The sequence below is a fragment of the Pseudomonas sp. B21-056 genome, from assembly GCF_026016325.1.
Taxonomy (GTDB): domain Bacteria; phylum Pseudomonadota; class Gammaproteobacteria; order Pseudomonadales; family Pseudomonadaceae; genus Aquipseudomonas.
Map to the genome: position 1 here is coordinate 251,050 of NZ_CP087203.1, position 23,346 is coordinate 274,395.

Here is a 23,346-nt window from a genome sequence, read left to right on the forward strand (position 1 = left end):
GTTTCCCGGCGGTGTGGGGCGGGAGTTTGCCATGAGCCTGCATGAAACCTTCGGTCAGCCGTTGCTGACCTTTCCCGATGCGGAAAAAAGCCCCCTGAGCATCCGCGCCAAGGCGCTGGTGTTCGTTGACCCACGTTCACGTCAGTTACGCCAGGCGCTGGAGCAACTGGCGCCGCGCGCGATTCCGGTATTGATTCGCGGCGAAACCGGCACGGGCAAGGAATTGCTTGCCCGGCACATCCACCGTGAAAGCGACCGTGGCGGGTTGTTCGTCTCGGTCAATTGCGGCGCCATCAGTCCGACTTACGCCGACGCCGAGTTGTTCGGCTATGCGGCCGGCAGCTACAGCGGCTCGGCCAGCAGTCGGGCCGGCTGGTTCGGCTCGGCCAATGGCGGCACGCTGTACCTGGATGAAATCGGTGATCTGCCGCTGCCGATCCAGGTCAAGTTGCTGGCGGCCCTGGAAAACCACGAGGTCACCCGCGTCGGCGCTCACCAGCCCAGCCCCGTGGATGTACGGCTGGTGGCGGCCACCAGTATTGATCTGGCGCAAGCGGTGGCCGCCGGGAAGTTTCATGAGCGGCTTTACCACTACCTCAGCGAAGGTCGTCTCGAACTGCCGGCCCTGCGCGAGCGGGTGGGCGATATCCTGCCGCTGGCCGAGTATTTCCTGGGCATCTATGCCCAGCGCCTCGGCCTGACCATGCCGCTGATCAGCGAGGCGGCCCAGCAGGCGCTCGAGCGACATAGCTGGCCGGGCAACACCCGCGAGCTGGAGAACGTCATTCATTTTGCGTTGCTGGTAAGCCGTGGCGACGAGATCTTGCCGGAGCATTTGAACCTGCCGTCACTACCCCAGGCACTCGACACCATTGAGCAGGCTGCAAAGGTGCTTGCAAGCGGGACGACTGCCGAGCGCGTGGCGCTCAAGACATTGCTTACCCGTCTGGACCAACTCCTCTAGAACCTGTGGCACCAGCGCTTTATCCATATGAGTAAAATGAATATGAACTTGAATAAAAGGTATTGTTAAGGAATAAAAAAAATCGGTATCGTCCGCTTCACGCGAGCGATAGCACTTCGCTGGCACCTCACTCTTTGGCCGTCGTTCATGACGACCATGATTTTTCGATAAGGACACTGCATGAAAAAGGTTCTGTTGTTCACCGCATTGGCGGCAGCGCTGGCTTCGGGCCTGGCCCAGGCGGCGGAAAAACTGGTGGTAGCGGCTACGCCGGTACCCCACGCTGAGATCCTCGAGCTGATCAAGCCGGCCCTGGCAAAAGAGGGCGTGGATCTGCAGATCAAGGTCTTCACCGACTATGTGCAGCCTAACGTACAGGTCGATCAGAAGCGTCTGGACGCCAACTACTTCCAGACCCTGCCGTACCTCAAGAGCTTCAACGAGGGCAAAGGCACCAACCTGGTCACCGTGATCGGTGTACACGTCGAACCGTTTGGCGGCTACTCGAAGAAAGTCAAAAGCCTGGCCGAGCTGAAAGACGGCGCCACCATTGCCATCCCCAACGAAGGCAGCAACAGCGGTCGTGCCCTGATCCTGCTGCAAAAGGCTGGCCTGATCGAACTCAAGGATCCGAAAAACGCCCTGGCGACGCCGAAAGACATCGCCAAGAACCCGCACAACTTCAAGTTCAAGGAACTGGAATCGGCCATGCTCCCGCGGGTGCTGGATCAGGTCGACCTGGACATGATCAACACCAACTACGCGTTGGAAGCGGGTCTCAACCCGGCCAAGGATGCGCTGGTGATCGAGGGTTCGGATTCGCCTTACGTCAACTTCCTGGTGGCCCGTCCGGACAACAAGGACAGCCCGGCCATGCAGAAACTGGCCAAGGCCCTGACCAGTCCTGAAGTGAAGGCGTTCATCGAGAAGAAATACAGCGGCGCGGTATTGCCGGCGTTCTGATCGAACACCTCATGTTCGAAGCTGCTCGCAGTTCCTGTGGCGAAGGGGGAAACGTCGCCCCGCCCCGCCCCGCCCCGTCGTAGGAGCTGTCGAGCGCAGCGAGGCTGCGATCTTTCCCCTGACACTTGAGTTCAGAGCGAAAGATCAAGATCAAAAGATCGTCCGAACGCGGCCCGAGCCTTCGCCAGCTCCTACAGAATCCGACTCAAGCGCCTGGGGAAAGATCGCAGCCTCGCTGCGCTCGACAGCTCCTACGACGGGGCCAGCGTGGGGCGGTAGTCTACGCGGGCCGCATCTTCAACGCGCGACGCAGGGCCACGAGCAGTTTGACGAGGTCTTGTGGGTCGAGGGGTTGCGGGGCTTTCACGTCAGCCATGGGTATCTCCTTGTGATAAGGGCTATGGTTCCGTGGAGAGATTCCTTTCACCAACGCCTGTCTGCAGCTCCCGGAAAGATAGACGGCCCCCTTGCGCTACGCAAACCTCCATGCCTGCCGGATCACCGACCTGACCGGTCCTGTCCCGGCTTTCTGGGCCTGGCCCTGCCTGTGCATCCATTGAACCCTGTTCTAAGCTCACAGTCGTATCGTCACTGGTACGCTCGTACAGCGCAAAGGAGTCTGCATGGCTGGTCCCCGAATCAAACTGGTTGTTGGCTTGGGCTTGTGTGCGTTGTTGGCGGGATGCGGTGATGAAAAAATCGGTGAAAAAGCCCTGCCGCGGGTGTTCGTACAGCAAGCCGTGCCGACCGAGTATGCAGCCTCGGTGACCTTGACCGGCGATGTCCAGGCGCGGGTGCAGACCGATCTGTCGTTTCGTGTCGGCGGCAAGATCATCGAGCGCAAGGTCGATGTGGGTGACCGGGTCTCGGCCCGGCAGGTGCTGGCCCGGCTCGACCCGCGGGACCTGCAGACCAACGTCGATTCCGCCGAGGCCCAGGTGGCCGCCGAGCAGGCGCGGGTCAAGCAAAGCGCGGCGGCCTTCGTGCGCCAGCAGAAACTCCTGCCCAAGGGCTACACCAGCCAGAGCGAATACGACGCGGCCCAGGCACAACTGCGCAGCAGCCAGAGTGCGCTGACGGCCGCCCAGGCCCAGTTGGCCAATGCGCGGGAACAACTGAGCTACACCGCGCTGATCGCCGAGGCACCGGGCATCATTACGGCGCGCCAGGCCGAGGTCGGCCAAGTGGTGCAGGCCACGGAGCCGATCTTCAGCCTGGCCCGGGACGGTGAGCGGGACGCGGTGTTCAATATCTACGAATCGCTGCTGAGCGAACCACCCTCGGATCCGGCCATTGTCATCAGCCTGCTGGACAACCCGGCCGTCCAGACCACCGGCACCGTGCGCGAGATCACCCCGGCAGTGTCCGCCGAAACCGGCACCGTGCAGGTCAAGGTCACCCTCAACGACCTGCCCGAAGGCATGCGCCTGGGGTCAGTGGTCAGTGCTACGGCCAAGTCCGCCGGCAAGACGGCTGTGGAGCTGCCCTGGTCGGCGCTGACCAAGAACCTCAGCGAACCGGCCGTGTGGTTGGTGGATGGCGAGGGCAAAGCGCAATTGCACACTGTCACCGTCGGCCGCTACCTGACCGGAAAAGTCATCATCAGCGACGGGCTCAAGGGCGGCGAGACAGTCGTCACGGCCGGCGGGCAATTGCTGCATCCTGGGGTGGGCGTCGAGATTGCTGAAAACACCCCTGACAAACCCCCGGCAGGAGCCCAGCCATGAAGCGCGCGTGGATGGTCCTGGCGAGCCTGGTCCTGGCGGGCTGTTCGAAGGAGGACGCGCCGCCGGAGCCGGTGCGTCCGGTGTTATCCATCGAGGTCCGGGCGCTCGACCAGCAGGCCCTCGGGCGCTTTGCCGGGAATATCCAGGCGCGTTACGAGAGCAATGTGGGTTTCCGCGTACCGGGGCGAATCGCCAGCCGCAATGTCGATGTTGGCGCCGAAGTGAAAAAAGGCGACCTGCTGGCGATCCTCGACCCCACCGATCAACAGAACCGCTTGCGTGCTGCCCAGGGCGACCTGGCGCGGATCGAGGCGCAGTACATCAATGCCCAGGCCAACGCCCGTCGCCAGCAGCAGTTGTTCGACCGGGGTGTCGGTGCCCAGGCGCAGTTGGATATCGCCCAGACCGAGCTGAAAACCACCGGCGCTTCCCTCGAACAGGCCCAGGCCGCGGTGGAGCAGGCTCGTGACCAGCTCAACTACAGCGAACTGCGCACCGACCATGACGCGGTCGTCACGGCCTGGAGCGCAGAAGCCGGGCAGGTGGTGACCGCCGGCCAGCAAGTGGTGACCCTGGCCCGCCCGGACATCAAGGAAGCGGTGATCGACCTGCCGGCCGGGCTGGCCGAGCGCCTGCCCGAGGACGTGGTGTTCGAAGTCTCGGCGCAACTGGACCCGAGCATCCACACCACGGCCATCGTGCGCGAGATCGAGCCCCAGGCCCAGAGCGCCACCCGCACCCGTCGTGCACGCCTGACCTTGACCGACACACCGCCGGGCCTGCGTCTGGGCACGGCCATCAGCGTGACCTTGAGTTCGGCCATCGAACCGCGCATCGAGCTGCCGCTCAGTGCGTTGCAGGAAATCGATGGCAAGGCGCGGATCTGGCTCGTCGACCCGCAGAGCCAGACCGTCTCCCCCCGCGAGGTGCAGATTCTCGAACGTTCGGCCGACTCGGTGCTGGTGGCCAACGGCATCAAGCCCGGCGACCGTGTGGTCAGCGCCGGCGTCAACAGCCTCCAGCCGGGGCAGAAAGTGAAACTCGACGAGGACACACGATGAAAGGGCCTTTCAATCTGTCCGAATGGGCCCTGCGGCATCAGTCGTTTGTCTGGTACCTGATGTTCGTTGCGTTGTTGATGGGCGTGTTTTCCTACGTGAACCTGGGCCGCGAAGAAGACCCGTCGTTCACCATCAAGACCATGATCATCCAGACCCGTTGGCCGGGTGCGACCCAGGAGGAAACCCTCAAGCAGGTCACCGACCGCATCGAGAAAAAACTCGAAGAGCTCGACTCCCTCGACTACGTCAAAAGCTACACCCGGCCGGGCGAGTCGACGGTATTCGTGTACCTGCGCGACACCACCAGCGCCAAGGACATTCCCCAGATCTGGTACCAGGTACGCAAGAAGATCAACGACATCCGTGGCGACTTCCCCGAGGGCTTGCAGGGGCCGGGCTTCAACGATGAGTTCGGCGATGTGTACGGTTCGGTGTATGCCTTTACCGGCGACGGCCTGTCGATGCGCCAGTTGCGCGACTACGTGGAACAGGTGCGGGCCGAGATCCGCGACGTGCCCGGCCTGGGCAAGGTGGAAATGCTTGGCGAGCAGAATGAAGTGCTGTACCTGAACTTCTCCACGCGCAAACTCGCGGCACTGGGCATCGACCAGCGCCAGGTGGTGCAGAGCCTGCAATCCCAGAACGCAGTGACGCCCGCCGGGGTGATCGACGCCGGGCCGGAGCGGATTTCCGTGCGCACGTCCGGGCAGTTCCAATCGGAAAAGGACCTGGCCAACGTCAACCTGCGACTCAATGACCGGTTCTATCGCCTGGCCGACATCGCCGAGATCAGTCGCGGCTACGTCGATCCGGCTACGCCGTTGTTCCGTTTCAACGGCACGCCGGCCATCGGCCTGGCCATCGCCATGAAGAAGGGCGGCAACATCCAGGAATTCGGCAAGGCGCTGCATGCCCGCATGAACGAACTGACCGCCGACCTGCCGGTGGGCGTCGGTGTGCACACGGTGTCGGACCAGGCCGAAGTGGTGCAAGAGGCAGTCGGCGGCTTTACCAGCGCCTTGTTCGAGGCGGTGGTGATCGTGCTGGTGGTCAGCTTCATCAGCCTGGGCATACGCGCCGGGCTGGTGGTGGCCTGCTCGATTCCCCTGGTGCTGGCGATGGTCTTTGTGTTCATGGAATACAGCGGCATCACCATGCAGCGGATCTCCCTCGGCGCGCTGATCATCGCCCTCGGCCTGCTGGTGGACGACGCGATGATCACCGTGGAAATGATGGTCACGCGCCTGGAAAAAGGCGAAACCAGGGAGCAGGCCGCGACCTTCGCCTACACCTCGACCGCGTTCCCGATGCTCACCGGCACCCTCGTCACCGTCGCCGGTTTCGTGCCCATCGGCCTGAACGCCAGTTCCGCCGGCGAGTACACCTTCACCCTGTTCGCGGTGATCGCCGTGGCAATGCTGGTGTCCTGGATCGTCGCGGTGCTGTTCGCCCCGGTGATCGGCGTGCATATTCTCAGTACCAACGTGAAACCCCACGACACCGAGCCGGGGCGAATCGGCCGGGCGTTCAATGGCGGGCTGCTATGGGCGATGCGCAATCGCTGGTGGGCCATCGGCATCACCGTGCTGTTGTTCGTGCTGGCGGTGTTCTGCATGCGCTTCGTGCAGAACCAGTTCTTCCCGTCTTCGGACCGGCCGGAGATCCTGGTGGACCTCAACCTGCCGCAGAACGCCTCGATGGACGAGACGCGCAAGGCCGTCGACCGCCTGGAGGCGACCCTCAAGGGCGACCCGGACATCGAGCGTTGGAGCACTTACATCGGCGAGGGCGCGATTCGTTTCTACCTGCCGCTGGACCAACAACTGCAGAACCCCTACTACGCGCAACTGGTGATCGTCAGCAAGGGCCTGGAGTCGCGCACGGCCCTCACCGAGCGCCTGCAAAAACGCCTGCGCGAGGACTTCGTCGGCATCGGCAGCTACGTGCAGGCCCTGGAAATGGGTCCGCCGGTAGGCCGGCCGATCCAGTATCGGGTCAGCGGCAAGGACATCGACCAGGTGCGCAAGCACGCCATTGACCTGGCCACCGAGCTGGACAAGAACGAGCACATCGGCGAAATCATTTACGACTGGAACGAGCCGGGCAAGGTCCTGCGCATCGACATCGCCCAGGACAAGGCGCGACAACTGGGGTTGTCCTCGGATGACGTGGCCAAGCTGATGAACAGCATCGTCAGCGGATCGCCGGTGACCCAGGTCGACGACGATATCTACCTGATCAACGTGGTCGGGCGTGCCGTGGACAGCGAACGCGGCTCACCGGAAACCTTGCAGAACCTGCAGATCGTCACGCCGGGCGGTACGTCGATTCCATTGCTGGCGTTCGCTACCGTGCGCTATGAACTGGAACAGCCGCTGGTCTGGCGTCGCGACCGCAAGCCGACCATCACCATCAAGGCTGCCGTGCGCGATGAAATCCAGCCCACCGATCTGGTGAAACAGTTGCAGCCGGACATCGACAAGTTCGCCGCCGGCCTGCCCGTGGGCTACAAGGTCGCCACCGGGGGGACGGTGGAAGAGAGCGGCAAGGCCCAGGGGCCGATTGCCAGTGTCGTGCCGCTAATGTTGTTCCTGATGGCGACGTTCCTGATGATCCAGCTGCACAGCGTACAGAAGCTGTTCCTGGTGGCCAGCGTTGCGCCCCTCGGGTTGATCGGCGTGGTGCTGGCGCTGGTCCCCACAGGCACGCCCATGGGCTTCGTGGCGATTCTCGGGATCCTGGCGCTGATCGGCATCATCATCCGCAACTCGGTGATCCTGGTTACCCAGATCGATGAGTATGAGCGTGACGGCTATGAGCCTTGGGACGCGGTGGTCGAAGCCACGCAGCACCGGCGGCGACCGATCCTGCTCACGGCGGCTGCGGCGAGCCTGGGGATGATCCCGATTGCCCGGGAAGTGTTCTGGGGACCGATGGCCTACGCGATGATCGGCGGGATCATCATCGCCACGCTGCTGACCCTGCTGTTCCTGCCGGCGCTGTATGTAGCCTGGTACAAGATTCGCGAACCGCGCAAGTCATAGGGCCGCTGCGCAGCCCTTGTAGGAGCTGACGAGTGCAACGAGGCTGCGATCTTGCTCCAGACAATTGAGTCGCAAGTGAAAGATCAAGATCAAAAGATCGCAGCCTTCGGCAGCTCCTACAGAGCCTGGCGGGGTCTCAACATCTTACCTGCGCAACAACCGCAACCCATTGAACACCACCAGCAAGCTCACCCCCATGTCGGCAAAGACCGCCATCCACATGGTGGCGAACCCGGCAAAGGTCACCCCGAGGAAGATCGCCTTGATCACCAGCGCCAGGGCGATGTTCTGTTTCAGGATGCTTGAGGTTTGCCGCGACAGGCGGATGAACGCCGGGATCTTGCGCAGATCATCGTCCATCAAGGCGACATCGGCGGTCTCGATGGCGGTATCGGTGCCGGCCGCCGCCATGGCGAAGCCGATTTCCGAGCGGGCCAGGGCCGGGGCGTCGTTGATACCGTCGCCGACCATGCCGACCCGGTGACCCTGGGCGTACAGCTCTTCGATGGCCTGCAACTTGTCAGCCGGCAGCAGGTCGCCTCGCGCCTGATCCATGCCGACCTGGCCGGCAATCGCTTCGGCGGTATGGGCGTTGTCGCCGGTGAGCATCAGGGTCTTGATGCCCAGCTCATGCAACTGCCGGATGGCTTCGCGGCTGGAGTCCTTCACAGTGTCGGCCACGGCGAACAGCGCCAGGGGACCCGAGCCGTCGAGCAGCAGCACCACGGACTTGCCTTGTTTTTCCAGGGCGAAGAGTTGCTCTTCCAGTTCCGGGGAACACAGGCCGAGGTCTTCCACCAGTCGATGATTGCCCAAGTGGTAGGTCTGGCCATTGATATCGCCTCGCACCCCTCGTCCGGGAAGGGCTTCGAAGTTATCCACAGACTGCGGCGCCGGTTGTTTATCCACAGCGGCAATGGCCCGTGACACCGGGTGATCGGAGCGGGCGGCGAGGCTGGCGGCCAGGGCCGGGGCGGTGGTTTTCACGGTTGGGTCCAGCGCCACGTAGTCGGTTTGCACCGGTTTGCCGTGGGTGATCGTGCCGGTCTTGTCCAGAGCCAGGTAATCGAGCTTGTAGCCGCCCTCCAGGTACACGCCGCCCTTGACCAGGATGCCTTTGCGCGCTGCCGCCGCGAGACCGCTGACGATGGTCACCGGGGTGGAAATCACCAGCGCACAAGGACAGGCCACCACCAGCAGCACCAGTGCCCGGTAGATCCAGTCGAACCACGCCGCGCCCATGAACAAGGGCGGGATGACGGCCACCGCCAACGCCAGGGCAAACACCGCCGGGGTATAGATTTTCGAGAATTGATCAACGAAGCGCTGGGTCGGCGCCCGCGAGCCCTGGGCCTGTTCCACGGCATGGATGATCCGCGCCAGGGTGGACTGGTCGGCTGCCGCGGTCACGCGGTATTCCAGCTCACCGGCCTGGTTGATGGTGCCGGCGAACACTTTGTCGCCCACGGTTTTTTCCACCGGCAGACTCTCGCCGGTGATGGGCGCCTGGTCGATGGTCGAACGACCGGCGACCACCTCTCCGTCCAGCCCAACGCGCTCACCGGGGCGAACCCGTACCCTTGCCCCAAGGGGGATGGCCTTGACCTCCTGTACCTGCCACGAGCCATCGGTCTGTTGCACCGTGGCCTGTTCGGGGGCCATCTGCATCAGGCCGCCGATAGCGTTGCGCGCCCGGTCGAGGGACTTGGCTTCGATCAGTTCGGCCACGGTGAACAGGAACATCACCATGGCCGCTTCCGGCCACTGGCCGATCAACACCGCGCCGGTCACGGCGATGCTCATCAATGCATTGATGTTCAGGTTGAGGTTCTTCAGGGCGATCCAGCCCTTCTTGTACGTACCCAGGCCGCCGCTGAGAATCGACACCAGGGCCACCACCGCGACTACCCAGCCTGGCGCGGCGTTGGTGAAGTGGATCACTTCGGCGCCCAGGGCGGTGACACCCGACAACGCCAGTGGCCACCAGGGCTTGGTCGGGGCGGGCAGTTTATGGGTTTCTTTCTCCTGGCCCGGCGTCAGCGGCTCGGCCTGCATGCCCAGGGACTGGATGGCACTGATGATCGGCGCATCGTCGGGCAGGTCATGGGTCACGCCCAGCACGCGATTGATCAGGTTGAACTCCAGTTGCTGCACGCCTTCGAGCTTGCCGAGCTTGTTCTGGATCAGCGTCTGCTCGGTAGGGCAGTCCATCGCTTCGATGCGGAAACTGCTCAACCGTGCGCCGTCCGTCGGTGCTTTGCCCAGATTGACCACTGACGGTGCGGCTTTCGACGCACAGCAGGAATGCCCGTGGTCATGGCCGTGGGCGGGCTTGTGGATGTGGAGGGAATCGCTCATCGGGTTACGTCCGTGAAAAGTGCCTGTTGCAGAGTAAAGACCCTGTAGCCACTATAGGGTCAAGCATCAATTCGAAGAGGTAGCGCCATGAAAATCGGAGGGCTGGCGAAAATCACCGACTGCCAGGTCGAAACCATCCGTTACTACGAACGCGAAGGCCTGTTGCCGGAGCCGGCCCGCAGCGACGGCAACTACCGCGTCTACACCCAGGCCCACGCCGAGCGGCTGACGTTCATTCGCAACTGCCGCACCCTGGACATGACCCTGGAAGAAATCCGCAGCCTGCTGGCCCTGCGCGACAGTCCCCAGGACCAGTGCGAGAGCGTCAACGCGCTGGTCGACGAACACATCCTTCACGTCAAGGCCCGCATCGACGGCTTGCTGGCCTTGCAGGCGCAACTGATCGACCTGCGCCATCGCTGCGGCGAAGGGCCGGACCCGGATCAATGCGGGATCTTGCAGCGCCTGGAAGTGAGCGGGGCGGTGGCGCCGGAGGTGGAGCATTCACATGTGGGCAGGAGTCATGGGCATTGAGCCCAGCAGACATTCTTGAACGGCACGCAAATCAAATGTGGGAGCGAGCCTGCTCGCGATAGCGGTGGGTCAGACAATAATGATTCGACTGATACACCGCAATCGCGAGCAGGCTCGCTCCCACAGGGGATAGTGGTGTGCTTTAGACCGCCATCGGCGCGGTCATCGGCGCGTGATGCTGGTAGCCTTCGAGGGAGAAGTCGCCCGGCTCCACCAACTCCAGCCACTCCGGCTGGTACACACCGGTCTTGGCAAACTCCGGCACGCGCTCGGAAATCACCAGCCTTGGCATCGGGAACGGCTCGCGGGTGAGTTGTTCGTTGAGCATGTCCAGGTGGTTTTCGTAGACGTGGGCATCGCCGATGAAATAGGTGAACCAGCGCGGCGTATAGCCCGTCAGGCGGCCGATCAGGCTCAGCAGCGCGGCGCCTTCGGTGAGGTTGAACGGCGTGCCCAGGCCCAGGTCGTTGGAGCGGATGTAGAGGGTCAGGGAAATTTCCCTGGTCTCGACATTCGGGTGGAACTGATAGAGCAGATGGCACGGCGGCAGGGCCATTTCATCGAGCTGGGCGCAGTTCCAGCCGTGGAACAGGATGCGCCGACTGCCCGGGTCCTTGATGATGGTGTCGACGCACTGGCGAACCTGGTCGATGGCCTTGTACAGCACCACATAGGCCTGGCCGTTTTCCTCGCCTTCAGCAATCTGCCGGTAGCCGCAGGCCAAGGTCTGCTCGATGGCCGCCGGGTTGCTCACGGGGATCTGCTTGTAGGCCGGCCACTTGCGCCATTGCACGCCGTAGATCTCGCCCAGGTCGTCCTCGCCCTGGCGGAACGGGTTGGCCAGCCACTGGGCGTTTTCGTTGGCGTTCTGGTCCCAGACCTTGCAGCCCAGGGCACGGAACTCGGCGGCGTTGTTGACCCCACGGAGAAAACCGCACATCTCGCCGATGGCTGATTTGAACGCCATCTTGCGGGTGGTGATGGCCGGGAAACCGTCCTTCAGGTCATAGCGCAGCATCGCACCAGGAAAACTGATGGTGTTGACGCCAGTGCGGTTGGCCTGTTTGGTACCGTTCTTGATGACATGGGCCACCAGGTCGAGATATTGCTTCATGGGTTACCTGTGTCCTTGAACCCGAGGCCAGCGCCTCGGGGTTCGAATTTTTTAAGCCTTGGCCGCCGCAGCCGGCGCGCGATGATAAGCCAGCCAGATCAGCACCAGGCCACCGACGATCATCGGCAGGCACAGCACCTGGCCCATGGTCAGCCAGTTCCAAGCCAGATAGCCGAGTTGGGCATCCGGAACACGGACGAACTCGACGATGAAGCGGAAGATCCCATAGAACAGCGCAAACATGCCCGACACAGCCATGGTCGGCCGCGGCTTGCGCGAGAACAGCCAGAGAATCAGGAACAGGGCCACGCCTTCAAGGGCGAACTGGTACAGCTGCGACGGATGGCGCGGCAACTGCGCCGGATCGCTGAACGGTGGGAAGACCATCGCCCACGGCACATCGGTCGGCTTGCCCCACAATTCGGCGTTGATGAAGTTGCCGATGCGTCCGGCGCCCAGGCCGATCGGCACCATCGGCGCGACGAAGTCCATCAGCTCGAAGAACGACTTGTTGTTGCGCTTGCCGAACCAGACTGCCGCCAGCATCACGCCGATGAAGCCACCGTGGAACGACATGCCGCCCTTCCAGACCTCGAAGATCAGCGTCGGGTTCGCCAGGTAGGCGCTCAGGTCATAGAACAATACATAACCCAGGCGTCCGCCGACGATCACGCCCATGGACAGCCAGAACACCAGGTCGGAGAGCTTTTCCTTGTTCCAGGTCGGGTCGAAACGGTTGAGCCGTCGCGACGCCAGCAGCCAGGCACCGCCGATGCCGACCAGGTACATCAGGCCGTACCAGTGGATTTTCAGCGGGCCGATGGCCAGGGCCACCGGATCGATCTGCGGGTAAGGCAGCATTGATATTCCTCGTAAACGTCAAAAAATAGCGGGTGACCCTGTCACCTCGGGATTAAGCCAGGATTGCGTCAGAGCAGGAAACTCAGGCCCACGCAGAACAGCAAAGCCGCGAACAGCCGCTTGAGCAAGCGCGGCGACAGCCGATGGGCCAGTCGCGCGCCGACGCGGGCGAAGACCATGCTCGTCAGCGCGATGCCCAGCAGCGCCGGCAAATACACAAAACCGAGACTATGGGCCGGCAACAGCGGATCGTGCCAGCCCAGAATCATGAAACTTAATGCACTGACCAAGGCAATCGGCAAACCGCAGGCCGACGAGGTGGCGACCGCCTGCTGCATGGGCACGCTGCGCCAGGTCAGGAACGGCACGGTCAGCGAGCCGCCGCCGATGCCGAAAATCGCCGAGGCCCAGCCGACGACCGTGCCGGCCAGGGTCAGGCCGGCCTTGCCGGGGACCGTGCGGCTGGCCTTGGGTTTGAAGTCCAGGGCCAACTGCGCGGCGACGATCATGGCGAACACGCCGATGATCTTTTGCAGGTGCGGGCCGGAAATCGCCTCGGCGGTGACTGCACCGAAGCCGGCGCCGATCAGGATGCCCACGGTCATCCAGGCGAAGATCGGCCAGCGTACCGCGCCTTTGCGCTGGTGTTCGCGCACGGCATTGACCGAGGTGAAGATGATCGAGGCCAGGGACGTACCGACGGCCAGGTGCGTCAAGACCTGTGGGTCGAAACCCTGCAAGGTGAAGCTGAACACCAGCACCGGGACGATGATCATCCCGCCACCCACGCCGAACAACCCGGCCAGCACCCCGGCGCAGGCGCCGAGCAGCAGATAGATCACGAATTCCACCAGCGTCCCCCACCCATCCCCGAAACAAGAGCGGCATGGTAACGGATCCATGGCCTTGGGCTCTACTCAAGGCGATGGATGCGCGGGCGATGTGTCGGTTAGAGTGGAACGTCAATCCGATGCAAAACCCTGTGGCGAGGGGTTTATCTGTGGCGAGGGGATTTATCCCCGTTGGGGCGCGAAGCGGCCCTGAAACCGGGCACCTCGGTGTGCCAGATAGATCGCGTTGGGGCCGCTTCGCGCCCCAGCGGGGATAAATCCCCTCGCCACAGGAACTGTACTGGGTCTTCTATAACGGGGGCTACCTGATGTGCCTGATCGTATTTGCCTGGCGACCCGGTCACGCCCAACCGCTGATCGTGGCGGCCAATCGTGACGAGTTCTACGCGCGCCCGACCCAGCCCCTGGCCCAGTGGTCTGACGCCCCCCATGTCCATGCCGGTCGTGACCTGGAAGCCGGCGGCACCTGGCTCGGCATCGGTGCCGACGGTCGTTTTGCGGCGCTGACGAATATCCGTGATCCAGGCCAGGTGCCGGCGTTCAAGTCGCGTGGCGAGCTGGTGGCGCGATATCTGACCGGGCATCTGTCGATTGCCGATTACCTGAGCGAAATCGTGCCCCGTGCCGGCGAGTATGGCGGGTTCAACCTGCTGCTCGGTGATGGCTCCGAGCTGTGGCACCACAACGCCCGCGATGCCCGGCCACAGCGACTGGCCGAAGGCGTCTACGGGCTGTCGAACGCCGGGCTGAACACGCCTTGGCCCAAGCTGCTCAAGGCCCGGGCGGCCCTGGTCGAGGTGCTTGGCGATCCGCAGCCCCAGAGCCTGCTGGCGCTACTGAACGATCCGCAACCGGCGCCCGTGGCGGAGCTGCCGGACACCGGTGTGGGGTTGGCGACGGAGACGCTGTTGTCGAGTGTGTTCATTGCCAGCCCGGCGTATGGGACGCGGGCGAGTACCGCGTTGATCGTCCAGGCCGATGGTACGCGGCACATGGTCGAGCGCAGTTTCGGGCCCCATGGGGGGCATTTGGGGGAGGTTGAGGTCAGGGTTTAGTGATGTAGTGATTTTTCCGGCCTCATCGCGAGCAGGCTCGCTCCCACCCTGGATCTCCAGCGAACACCGAATCTGTGTCCGACAGAGATCCACTGTGGGAGCGAGCCTGCTCGCGATGGCGGCACCGCCGGTTAGAGCGTCTTGCTCGAAGCCGGATTGATCATCCGCGCCAGCCCAAGGTTCTTCAGCGCCAGTTGCAACGAGCTATGGATGACCTGCGGGTTATCGATGGTCATCACTTCCGCCAACAGTTCCTGGGCCTTGCTGAGGTTGATCTGGCGCAGCATCCACTTCACTTTCGGCAGGTTGGTGGCGTTCATCGACAGGCTGTCGAAGCCCATCGCCATCAGCAGCACCGCTGCCGCCGGGTCGCCGGCCATTTCACCGCAGATGCTCACCGGCTTGCCTTCGGCATGGGCGTCGCGCACCACGGTCTGCAAGGCTTGCAGCACGGCAGGGTGCAGGTAGTCGTAGAGGTCGGCCACCCGTGGGTTGTTGCGGTCCACGGCCAGCAGGTACTGGGTCAGGTCGTTGGAGCCGACCGAGAGGAAATCCACCTGGCGCGCCAGTTCCTTGGTCTGGTACACCGCTGCCGGGATCTCGATCATCACCCCTACCGGCGGCATCGGCACGTCGGTGCCTTCGTCGCGCACTTCACCCCAGGCCCGGTGGATCAGGTGCAGGGCTTCTTCCAGCTCATGGGTGCCGGAGATCATCGGCAACAGGATGCGCAGGTTATTCAACCCTTCGCTGGCCTTGAGCATGGCGCGGGCCTGGACCAGGAAGATTTCCGGGTGGTCGAGCGTCACGCGAATCCCGCGCCAGCCGAGGAAGGGGTTCTCTTCCTTGATCGGGAAGTAGGACAAGGCCTTGTCGCCGCCGATGTCCAGGCTGCGCATGGTCACCGGTTGCGGATGGAAGGCGGCCAGTTGCTCGCGGTAGATCGCCAGTTGTTCCTTTTCGCTGGGGAAGCGCTGGTTGATCATGAACGGCACTTCGGTGCGGTACAGGCCCACACCCTCGGCGCCGCGTTTCTGCGCCCGGGCCACGTCGGCCAGCAGGCCGGTGTTGACCCACAGTGGCATGCGGTGGCCGTCGAGGGTCACGCATGGCAAGTCTTTCAGTGCGTCCAGTCCCAGGGACAGTTGCTTTTCTTCCTCCACCACATCGGCGAACTGCTTGCGCAGCACGTCGCTGGGGTTGGTGTAGACCTCGCCATGGTAGCCGTCGACGATCATCTGGATGCCGTCGACCTTGGAATACGGCAGGTCCACCAGGCCCATCACCGTGGGGATGCCCATGGCCCGGGCGAGGATCGCGACGTGGGAGTTGCCCGAACCCAGGACCGAGACCAGCCCCGCCAGCTTGCCCTCGGGCACCTCGCCGAGCATGGCCGGGGTCAGCTCCTCGCTGACCAGGATGGTGTTGTCGGGGTAGACCAGGGTCTGCTGGCGCTCTTGCTGCAGGTAGGCCAGCAGGCGGCGGCCGAGGTCCTTGACGTCCGAAGCGCGCTCGCGCAGGTAGGCGTCGTCCATCAGTTCGAAACGGTTGACGTGGTCGGTCACCACCTGGCGCAACGCGCCCTGGGCCCATTGGCCGGTCTTGATGACCGTGGTCACTTCGCTGCCCAGGGAGGCGTCGTCGAGCATCATCAGGTAGACGTCGAACAGCGCGCGTTCTTCGGGGCGCAGCTGCGTCGCCAGTTTGGCCGACAGGGCGCGCATGTCGGCGCGCACGCCTTCGATGGCGGTCTTGAACAGCCCCAGCTCGGCATCGATGTCGCTGATAGCCTTGTCCGGCACCACGTCGAGGTCGGCCGGCGGCAGCATGACCACCGCCGTACCCACGGCCGCGCCCGGTGAACCCGGCACGCCGATGAACTTGGCTTCCTGGATACCCTTGCCCTGGCGACCCAGGCCGCTGATCGAGCCGGTGGCCTCGGCGTGGGCGATAACCCCGGCCAGTTGTGCGCTCATGGTCACGAGGAAGGCTTCTTCACCCTCGTCGAACTGGCGGCGCTCCTTTTGCTGGATGACCAACACGCCGACGACGCGGCGGTGGTGGATGATCGGCGCGCCGAGGAACGAGGCGTAGCGCTCTTCGCCGGTTTCGGCAAAGTAACGATAGCGCGGGTGATCCGCAGCGTTTTCGAGGTTCAGGGGCTCTTCGCGCGTGCCGACCAGACCGACCAGACCTTCATTGGGCGCCATGCTGACCTTGCCGATCGAGCGCTTGTTCAAGCCCTCGGTGGCCATCAGCACGAAACGGTTGGTCTCGGGGTCCAGCAGATAGACCGAGCAGACCTGGCTGCCCATGGCCTCTTTGACGCGCAATACAATAATCCCCAACGCCGCCTTGAGATCCTTGGCGGCGTTGACTTCCTGGACGATCTTGCGCAGCGTATTGAGCATGGCTCGGGGTCGAACTCCGTCATCAGTCGCGCGTCAGCAGGCGCGGGGCAAGCTCTTTGAGGGCGCGTCGGTACACCTCGCGCTTGAATGTCACCACCTGGCCCAGCGGATACCAATAGCTGACCCAGCGCCAGCCATCGAACTCCGGTTTACCGGTCAAATCCATCCGCACCCGCTGCTCGTTGGAGATCAGGCGCAGGAGAAACCATTTCTGCTTCTGGCCGATGCACAGCGGCTGGCTGTGCGTCCTGACCAGGCGTTGCGGCAAACGATAGCGCAACCAGCCGCGGGTGCAGGCGAGTATTTCAACATCTTCGCGCTCCAGCCCCACTTCTTCATTCAACTCGCGGTACAAAGCCTCTTCCGGCGTCTCCTGGGGGTTGATCCCGCCTTGGGGAAACTGCCAGGCGTCTTGATTGATACGGCGAGCCCACAGCACCTGCCCGGCATCATTCGTAAGAATGATCCCCACATTGGGTCGGAAACCATCGGGATCGATCACGGCAACAACCTCGCAAGCGCATGTCGCCGCATTGTTCCACAAAGGTTGTTAAAGCAGCAACGAGCCTGCCCAGGTTATGTGCACTCTTGTGAAAAGTCCGTATTCTGAGCGCCTTTCTTCAGAAATTTCAGCGAGTAACTGCAATGCGGCTGGCCTTATTCGACCTGGACAACACACTGCTGGGCGGCGACAGCGATCACGCCTGGGGCGATTACCTGTGTGAGCGAGGCTTCCTGGACGCCGTCACGTACAAGGCGCGCAACGATGGGTTCTACCAGGATTACCTGGCCGGCAAGCTCGATAATGCCGAATACCTGAACTTCTGCCTGGAAATCCTCGGTCGTACCGAAATGGATGTGTTGGCCCAATGGCATTTGGACTACATGCGCGATTGCATCGAGCCCATCGTGTTGCCCCAGGCCATCGAATTGTTGAAAAAACACCGTGACGCCGGCGACAAACTGGTGATCATCACCGCCACCAACCGCTTCGTCACCGGCCCGATTGCCGAGCGCCTGGGGGTCGAAACCCTGATCGCCACCGAGTGCGAGATGGTCGACGGCCGCTACAGCGGGCGCAGCACCGACATCCCCTGCTTTCGCGAAGGCAAGGTCACCCGCCTGAATCGCTGGCTGGAAGAAACCGGGTATTCCCTCGAAGGCAGCTATTTCTACAGCGATTCGATGAACGACTTGCCGTTGCTGGAGGCGGTTGCGCGTCCGGTGGCGGTGGATCCTGATCCGAATTTGCGGGCTGAGGCGCAGAAGCGGGGGTGGCCGGTGATCAGTCTGCGCGGCTGAAATCGTCATCGCGAGCAGGCTCGCCCCCACATTGGAATGCGTATCCCTGTGGGAGCGAGCCTGCTCGCGATGGAAGCGACGCGGTCCCCAAGCCCTAAACCGGCTTGGCCCCCATCAACCCGGCAATGGCGATCAGGCAGACAAAACTGAACAGCGCCAAGGCCAATGTAAATGTGCCATTGCCCGCCGTCGGCAGCTTGCGCCGTTTGTTCAGTCGCACCAACAGCCAGAACCCCGCCAGCGCCGCCAGGGTATAGAGGATGCTGGAAGCCAGCAGCCAGGTCTGTCCCAGCGGCCAGCCGACCTGATGGACCATCCACCATCCCGTGAATGGCAGGCTTGCGAGGGAAAGTCCCATCACCAGCCAGACAAACACCCGTGGGCGTTGCAGTATGCGGGCCGATGCCGTGGCGTCACCGTTGCGGCGTGTCCGCCAAACCCAGATCGCCAGCCCCACGGCGCCCACCAACAACAGGGCAGTGGCCAGGACGTGGGCGATCTTCAGCGCAGTCAATGTTTCCATTGTTCGATTTCCTTAAAGCCGTGCCCAACAGCCTAGCTTGGCTTTATCAACCCAGGAACAGCTGGTACGCCGGGTTATCGCTTTCATCCCAGTACGGATAGCCGATTTCTTCCAGGGCCGCCGGCACCAGATGGCGCTCGTCGTGGGGCACTTGTAGCCCGGCGACCACACGGCCGTCCGCCGCGCCATGGTTGCGGTAATGAAACATCGAGATGTTCCAGCGACCGCCCAGCTTGTTGAGGAAGTTGAACAGCGCGCCCGGACGTTCCGGGAATTCGAAGCGCAGCACCACTTCGTCGATGACGTGGGCCGCATGCCCGCCGACCATGTGGCGGATGTGCAGCTTGGCCAGTTCGTTGTCGGTCAGGTCCAGTACCGGGAAACCCTGCTCGGTGAGGCTGGCGATCAGTGCGCTGCGCGGGTCGTTTTCCGGGTGCGTCTGTACGCCCACGAAGATGTGCGCTTCGCTGCCGGTGTTGTAGCGGTAGTTGAATTCGGTGATCTGACGCTTGCCGATGGCTTCGCAGAACGCCTTGAAGCTGCCCGGCTGCTCGGGAATGGTGACCGCGATGATTGCTTCGCGGCCTTCGCCCAGCTCGGCGCGCTCGGCCACGTGACGCAGGCGGTCGAAATTGACGTTGGCGCCGGAGTCGATGGCCACCAGGGTCTGGCCGCTGATGCCGCGTGACTCGACGTATTTCTTGATTCCCGCCACGCCCAGGGCGCCGGCAGGTTCGGTGATCGAGCGGGTATCGTCGTAGATATCCTTGATGGCGGCGCAGATCTCGTCGGTGCTGACGGTGATGACTTCATCGACGTGATGCTTGCAGATATCAAAGGTGTGCTGACCGATCTGCGCCACGGCGACGCCGTCGGCGAACAGCCCCACGGTCGGTAACACCACCCGCTCGCCGGCGGCCATGGCGGTTTGCAGGCAGTTCGAATCATCGGGTTCGACACCGATGACCTTGATTTCAGGCCGCAGGTATTTCACGTAGGCCGCGATCCCGGCGATCAGCCCGCCGCCGCCCACCGGAACGAAAATCGCGTCCAGGGGCCCCGGATGCTGACGCAGGATCTCCATCGCCACCGTGCCCTGCCCGGCAATGGTGTGGGGATCGTCGTAGGGATGGATATAGACGTAACCCTTTTCGTCAACCAGTTTCAGCGAATAGGCCAGGGCCTCGGGGAACGAGTCGCCATGCAGCACCACTTTGCCGCCACGGGAGCGCACGCCTTCGACCTTGATTTCCGGGGTGGTCTTGGGCATCACGATGGTGGCCTTCACGCCCAGGACCTTGGCCGCCAGGGCCAGGCCCTGGGCATGGTTGCCCGCCGACGCCGTGACCACGCCACGTGCACGCTCTTCTTCGCTGAGCTGGGTCAGCTTGTTGTAGGCCCCGCGAATCTTGAACGAGAACACCGGCTGCAAGTCTTCGCGCTTGAGCCAGATGCTGTTGCCCAGCCGCTCGGAAAGTTGGCGAGCGGTCTGCAGCGGGGTTTCTACGGCGACGTCGTAGACGCGCGAGGTGAGGATCTTTTTGACGTACTGTTCAAGCATCGGAAAGCATCACTGGGCGGGTTGGGCAGGGCCTGGGAGTCTAACCCGGCTATTGGCCGGGCGACCACACGAATCCCGAGGTTTTGTTGGGTTATACTCGCGCCCCTCTTTACTCCCTGCCCGTTTTCGGAGCCCGCATGACCCAGGATCAACTCAAACAGGCCGTGGCCCAGGCCGCCGTCGACCTCATCCTCCCGAAACTGGATGACAAGAGCATCGTCGGGGTCGGCACCGGCTCCACGGCCAATTGCTTCATCGACGCGCTGGCCCGGCACAAGGGCGCGTTCGACGGCGCGGTCGCCAGTTCCGAAGCCACCGCTGCGCGGCTCAAGGGCCACGGGATCCCGGTGTATGAGCTCAACACCGTGAGCGATCTGGAGTTCTACATCGACGGCGCTGACGAAAGCGACGCGCACCTGAACCTGATCAAGGGCGGTGGCGCGGCCCTGACGCGGGAAAAGATCGTCGCGGCCGTGGCCAAGACCTTCATCTGCATCGCTGACGCCAGCAAGCTCGTGCCGGTGCTCGGCGCATTCCCGTTGCCGGTCGAAGTCATTCCGATGGCTCGCAGCCACGTGGCCCGCCAACTGGTGAAGCTGGGCGGCGACCCGGTGTATCGCGAGGGTGTGCTGACCGACAACGGCAACATCATCCTGGATGTGCATAACCTGCAGATCACCAACCCGACGGAGCTGGAAAGCCAGATCAACGCCATCGTTGGCGTGGTCACCAATGGTTTGTTCGCTGCCCGCCCGGCGGATGTGCTGTTGCTGGGAACGAGTGAAGGTGTGAAGACCCTGCGCGCCGAGTAAACCGAGGAAGTGCCCGGTCTGTTGATTGACGCCGGGCCCCTGTGGGAGCGAGCTTGCTCGCGATAGCGGTTTCACATTCAACGCTGATGTGACGGGTGAATCGCTATCGCGAGCAGGCTCGCTCCCACATTGGATCCATGGCAGGCCAGGATCAGGGCTGCGGTTTCTTGAACACGTAGAACAGGTTCGGCTCGCTCACCAGATAAAGAGTGCCGTCATCGTCCATGGCGATGCCTTCGGCCTGGGGCACATTCTTTTGCAGACCCTGGCGGCCCTTGCTCAACGAAAGTGTGCTCAGGGGCTTCCCGTCGATATCCAGCTCGATGATCAACCGCGACTCATCGGACAGCGCCAGCAGATGGCCGCTGCGCTCATCGTATTGCAGGCTCGACAGGTCGCGCACGAACAGCCCGGCATCGCGCTTCGGGTTGTTGATGACGTGGACTGCGTAAGATTTTTCCGAATTGTGATGGGGAAAACCCTGCACTTCATAAATCAGCATCGGGTCGCGTTCCTTCGCTACGAACAGCCGCTTGCCCGTTGAGTCGTAGGCCAGCCCTTCGAACCCCTTGTTCTTGCTCATGTGCACGCCGAGGGTCATTTGTTCGGCGTCGGCCGCGTCGAGAAACCGGGTGTCTTCATCCAGGTGAATCTTGATCAGCCGTTGCTGGCGCTCGTCACTGATGACGTAGATGTCTTCGCTGATGAATTCCACCGCTTCCGGATCACCGAACCCGATCAGCGCCACCCGGCGCAGGATTTTGCCGTCCAGTGACAGTTCGATCAGCTCGGCATTCTTGTTGGTGACGGTGAACAGGCTCTTGCGTACCGGATCGAACGTCAGTGCCGAAACGTCGTCGAGACCTTCGATCACCTGGGCTTCCAGCGTGACCCGGTACTGGTCCAGGGCGATGGCCTGCTCGTTGGTGGGTTGCCAGAGGGTATTGAGGTTGAACCAGGCCCGTTCGAACAGGCGCAGGTACTGACCCGCCGCGATCAGGACGATCAGGGCGACTGCCAGCAACATCAGAATCAAGGGTTTGGGACGGGCAAGTCGGCGCATGGGTGGGCTCGGGTAAGAACAGGTGGTTGGAAATACCACGGCTGCCTGAACTGAAGCTTAATGGCCGTGTGCCACACCCTACAGCGAAGGAGGAATTACCTTACAGAGTTGCGCTATCAGCGGTGTTTATCGAAACGATAGAACAGGTTCGGCTCGCTGACCATATACAGGTTGCCGGCTTCATCCACGGTGACGCCTTCGGCGCGGGGGATGGTGTCCTTCAGCCCGTTGAAGCCGCCCAGCAAGGTCATGAAGCTGACCTGCTGGCCTTTTTCATCCAGTTCCAGCAGCAGGTGCGAGTCGGCCGAAAGTACCAGCATGTGACGGGTACGAGGATCTATCGCCAGGGCCGAGAGGTTGCGCAGATCCAGTTCATTGCTGGCGTGGATCTGTTTGTCGCCCTTGAGCAACAGGCTGCCATCGCTTTTCCAGGTGAACAATGCCGGCGGGCGTTCTTCGCCCAGCACCAGTTGCTGGTTGCGAGGGTCCCAGACAACCCCCTCGAACCCCTTGTTCTGGTTCTTTGAAGGGCCAAGGTCGTAGTGAGGGAAATCGCTGTTGTTCAGTTCGCGCGTATTGGCATCGACATGGACGATCGACAGTGTGTGGGTTCGCTCGTCGGTAATGGCCAGCAGTCCGTTCTCCATGAAGGTCACCCCTTCAGGGTTGCTCCAGCCCACCAACGGCATCTTGCGCAGCACATCGCCCTGCAAGGTCAGCTCCACCAGGAACGGATTCTTGCCCATGACGGCAAACAGGGTCTTGGTCTGTGGGTTGTAGGTCACATCGGACGCTTCATCCTTCTCCATGCCCGGGAGCGGCTTGGCATCGATCACGGCTGTGTAGTCCGGCAGCCAGACGCTTTCCTGGCGTTGGGCCGGGCTCTCAAAGTGTTCCGAAACCCAAAGCAGGCCCCGATCATCCCAATGCATCGCAAACGCCAGCCCATAAGCGGCAGCCACCGCCAGCAGCGACCAGGCATACCAGGGCAGGGCAAAGCGGGAGCGGCGGGCAGGTTTGGCGTGGGGCAGTGCTTGGGTCTTGGCCATCGGTGAATGCGTTCCAGGGATTCGGGCAGGGGAATGGCTGGCTCAGATGCCGCATTCTCCGGAATTATCCGGATGGCATGTGAAAAAAACGGT

General features: G+C 62.7%; 19 protein-coding genes. 9 read left to right on the forward strand and 10 right to left on the reverse strand.

Going from position 1 to position 23,346, the window contains the following annotated elements; genetic code table 11:
* The first annotated feature begins 31 nt into the window (after positions 1–31).
* The 5 genes from LOY67_RS01085 (at position 32) to LOY67_RS01105 (ending at position 7,759) form a co-directional block, all read left to right on the forward strand.
* Complete coding sequence (locus tag LOY67_RS01085; protein ID WP_265065558.1) at positions 32–964, forward strand: sigma 54-interacting transcriptional regulator; 933 nt, start codon at positions 32–34, stop codon at positions 962–964.
* A gap of 180 nt (positions 965–1,144) precedes the next feature.
* The gene (locus LOY67_RS01090; protein ID WP_265065559.1) at positions 1,145–1,927 is read left to right on the forward strand and encodes a MetQ/NlpA family ABC transporter substrate-binding protein; all 783 of its coding nucleotides are present in this window, start codon (positions 1,145–1,147) and stop codon (positions 1,925–1,927) included.
* Positions 1,928–2,550: 623 nt separating this feature from the next.
* On the forward strand, positions 2,551–3,654 hold the full coding sequence (locus LOY67_RS01095) for an efflux RND transporter periplasmic adaptor subunit (RefSeq protein WP_265065560.1): 1,104 nt from the start codon (positions 2,551–2,553) through the stop codon (positions 3,652–3,654).
* The gene (locus LOY67_RS01100) at positions 3,651–4,715 is read left to right on the forward strand and encodes an efflux RND transporter periplasmic adaptor subunit (protein ID WP_265065561.1); all 1,065 of its coding nucleotides are present in this window, start codon (positions 3,651–3,653) and stop codon (positions 4,713–4,715) included. Before LOY67_RS01095 ends, LOY67_RS01100 begins: the two co-directional genes overlap by 4 nt.
* Positions 4,712–7,759 carry an efflux RND transporter permease subunit gene (locus LOY67_RS01105; RefSeq protein WP_265065562.1) on the forward strand — a complete coding sequence of 1,016 codons (3,048 nt, stop codon included), beginning with the start codon at positions 4,712–4,714 and terminating at the stop codon, positions 7,757–7,759. Before LOY67_RS01100 ends, LOY67_RS01105 begins: the two co-directional genes overlap by 4 nt.
* A gap of 144 nt (positions 7,760–7,903) precedes the next feature.
* On the opposite strand, the gene LOY67_RS01110 is transcribed toward LOY67_RS01105, so the two are convergent.
* On the reverse strand, positions 7,904–10,117 hold the full coding sequence (locus LOY67_RS01110) for a heavy metal translocating P-type ATPase (RefSeq protein ID WP_265065563.1): 2,214 nt from the start codon (positions 10,115–10,117) through the stop codon (positions 7,904–7,906).
* Positions 10,118–10,204: 87 nt separating this feature from the next.
* Between LOY67_RS01110 and cadR the strand changes: the two genes are divergently transcribed.
* The gene (cadR, locus tag LOY67_RS01115; RefSeq protein ID WP_265065564.1) at positions 10,205–10,651 is read left to right on the forward strand and encodes a Cd(II)/Pb(II)-responsive transcriptional regulator; all 447 of its coding nucleotides are present in this window, start codon (positions 10,205–10,207) and stop codon (positions 10,649–10,651) included.
* Between the two features lie 142 nt (positions 10,652–10,793).
* On the opposite strand, the gene LOY67_RS01120 is transcribed toward cadR, so the two are convergent.
* The 3 genes from LOY67_RS01120 to LOY67_RS01130 form a co-directional block, all read right to left on the reverse strand.
* Positions 10,794–11,765 carry a thymidylate synthase gene (locus LOY67_RS01120; RefSeq protein WP_265065565.1) on the reverse strand — a complete coding sequence of 324 codons (972 nt, stop codon included), beginning with the start codon at positions 11,763–11,765 and terminating at the stop codon, positions 10,794–10,796.
* Positions 11,766–11,816: 51 nt separating this feature from the next.
* A complete protein-coding gene (gene lgt / locus LOY67_RS01125; RefSeq protein ID WP_042730278.1) occupies positions 11,817–12,626 on the reverse strand; it encodes a prolipoprotein diacylglyceryl transferase in 810 nt (269 codons plus the stop codon).
* Positions 12,627–12,694: 68 nt separating this feature from the next.
* Positions 12,695–13,477: a sulfite exporter TauE/SafE family protein gene (locus tag LOY67_RS01130; protein WP_041021511.1), complete on the reverse strand. Its 783-nt coding sequence runs from the start codon at positions 13,475–13,477 to the stop codon at positions 12,695–12,697.
* A gap of 308 nt (positions 13,478–13,785) precedes the next feature.
* On the opposite strand from LOY67_RS01130, the gene LOY67_RS01135 reads away from it, so the two are divergent.
* A complete protein-coding gene (locus LOY67_RS01135; protein WP_265065566.1) occupies positions 13,786–14,532 on the forward strand; it encodes an NRDE family protein in 747 nt (248 codons plus the stop codon).
* 131 nt (positions 14,533–14,663) lie between these two features.
* On the opposite strand, the gene ptsP is transcribed toward LOY67_RS01135, so the two are convergent.
* Positions 14,664–16,943 carry a phosphoenolpyruvate--protein phosphotransferase gene (ptsP, locus tag LOY67_RS01140; RefSeq protein WP_265065567.1) on the reverse strand — a complete coding sequence of 760 codons (2,280 nt, stop codon included), beginning with the start codon at positions 16,941–16,943 and terminating at the stop codon, positions 14,664–14,666.
* Positions 16,944–16,965: 22 nt separating this feature from the next.
* Complete coding sequence (locus LOY67_RS01145) at positions 16,966–17,445, reverse strand: RNA pyrophosphohydrolase (protein ID WP_003186867.1); 480 nt, start codon at positions 17,443–17,445, stop codon at positions 16,966–16,968.
* 143 nt (positions 17,446–17,588) lie between these two features.
* Between LOY67_RS01145 and LOY67_RS01150 the strand changes: the two genes are divergently transcribed.
* Positions 17,589–18,245 carry an HAD family hydrolase gene (locus LOY67_RS01150; protein ID WP_265065568.1) on the forward strand — a complete coding sequence of 219 codons (657 nt, stop codon included), beginning with the start codon at positions 17,589–17,591 and terminating at the stop codon, positions 18,243–18,245.
* Positions 18,246–18,339: 94 nt separating this feature from the next.
* Here LOY67_RS01150 and LOY67_RS01155 read toward each other — a convergent pair whose 3' ends face one another.
* Both LOY67_RS01155 and ilvA read right to left on the reverse strand, forming a co-directional pair.
* Positions 18,340–18,768: a DUF2269 domain-containing protein gene (locus tag LOY67_RS01155; protein ID WP_265065569.1), complete on the reverse strand. Its 429-nt coding sequence runs from the start codon at positions 18,766–18,768 to the stop codon at positions 18,340–18,342.
* 46 nt (positions 18,769–18,814) lie between these two features.
* A complete protein-coding gene (ilvA, locus tag LOY67_RS01160) occupies positions 18,815–20,329 on the reverse strand; it encodes a threonine ammonia-lyase, biosynthetic (RefSeq protein WP_265065570.1) in 1,515 nt (504 codons plus the stop codon).
* A gap of 137 nt (positions 20,330–20,466) precedes the next feature.
* On the opposite strand from ilvA, the gene rpiA reads away from it, so the two are divergent.
* Positions 20,467–21,141 (forward strand): ribose-5-phosphate isomerase RpiA, encoded by a 675-nt coding sequence (rpiA, locus tag LOY67_RS01165; RefSeq protein ID WP_265065571.1) that lies wholly within the window; start codon positions 20,467–20,469, stop codon positions 21,139–21,141.
* 151 nt (positions 21,142–21,292) lie between these two features.
* On the opposite strand, the gene LOY67_RS01170 is transcribed toward rpiA, so the two are convergent.
* Both LOY67_RS01170 and LOY67_RS01175 read right to left on the reverse strand, forming a co-directional pair.
* A complete protein-coding gene (locus LOY67_RS01170; RefSeq protein WP_265065572.1) occupies positions 21,293–22,204 on the reverse strand; it encodes an SdiA-regulated domain-containing protein in 912 nt (303 codons plus the stop codon).
* A gap of 116 nt (positions 22,205–22,320) precedes the next feature.
* A complete protein-coding gene (locus LOY67_RS01175) occupies positions 22,321–23,253 on the reverse strand; it encodes an SdiA-regulated domain-containing protein (RefSeq protein WP_265065573.1) in 933 nt (310 codons plus the stop codon).
* Between the last annotated feature and the right edge of the window lie 93 nt (positions 23,254–23,346).

Bases quoted from the DNA above. Each gene is read 5' to 3' on its own strand.
- LOY67_RS01085 (WP_265065558.1), top strand. From the start codon at position 32: ATGAGCCTGCATGAAACCTTCGGTCAGCCGTTGCTGACCTTTCCCGAT.
- rpiA (WP_265065571.1), top strand. From the start codon at position 20,467: ATGACCCAGGATCAACTCAAACAGGCCGTGGCCCAGGCCGCCGTCGAC.
- LOY67_RS01175 (WP_265065573.1), bottom strand. From the start codon at position 23,253: ATGGCCAAGACCCAAGCACTGCCCCACGCCAAACCTGCCCGCCGCTCC.
- LOY67_RS01150 (WP_265065568.1), top strand. From the start codon at position 17,589: ATGCGGCTGGCCTTATTCGACCTGGACAACACACTGCTGGGCGGCGAC.
- LOY67_RS01090 (WP_265065559.1), top strand. From the start codon at position 1,145: ATGAAAAAGGTTCTGTTGTTCACCGCATTGGCGGCAGCGCTGGCTTCG.
- lgt (WP_042730278.1), bottom strand. From the start codon at position 12,626: ATGCTGCCTTACCCGCAGATCGATCCGGTGGCCCTGGCCATCGGCCCG.
- LOY67_RS01110 (WP_265065563.1), bottom strand. From the start codon at position 10,117: ATGAGCGATTCCCTCCACATCCACAAGCCCGCCCACGGCCATGACCAC.
- LOY67_RS01170 (WP_265065572.1), bottom strand. From the start codon at position 22,204: ATGCGCCGACTTGCCCGTCCCAAACCCTTGATTCTGATGTTGCTGGCA.
- LOY67_RS01095 (WP_265065560.1), top strand. From the start codon at position 2,551: ATGGCTGGTCCCCGAATCAAACTGGTTGTTGGCTTGGGCTTGTGTGCG.
- LOY67_RS01155 (WP_265065569.1), bottom strand. From the start codon at position 18,768: ATGGAAACATTGACTGCGCTGAAGATCGCCCACGTCCTGGCCACTGCC.
- LOY67_RS01120 (WP_265065565.1), bottom strand. From the start codon at position 11,765: ATGAAGCAATATCTCGACCTGGTGGCCCATGTCATCAAGAACGGTACC.
- LOY67_RS01105 (WP_265065562.1), top strand. From the start codon at position 4,712: ATGAAAGGGCCTTTCAATCTGTCCGAATGGGCCCTGCGGCATCAGTCG.
- LOY67_RS01135 (WP_265065566.1), top strand. From the start codon at position 13,786: ATGTGCCTGATCGTATTTGCCTGGCGACCCGGTCACGCCCAACCGCTG.
- LOY67_RS01100 (WP_265065561.1), top strand. From the start codon at position 3,651: ATGAAGCGCGCGTGGATGGTCCTGGCGAGCCTGGTCCTGGCGGGCTGT.
- cadR (WP_265065564.1), top strand. From the start codon at position 10,205: ATGAAAATCGGAGGGCTGGCGAAAATCACCGACTGCCAGGTCGAAACC.
- ilvA (WP_265065570.1), bottom strand. From the start codon at position 20,329: ATGCTTGAACAGTACGTCAAAAAGATCCTCACCTCGCGCGTCTACGAC.
- ptsP (WP_265065567.1), bottom strand. From the start codon at position 16,943: ATGCTCAATACGCTGCGCAAGATCGTCCAGGAAGTCAACGCCGCCAAG.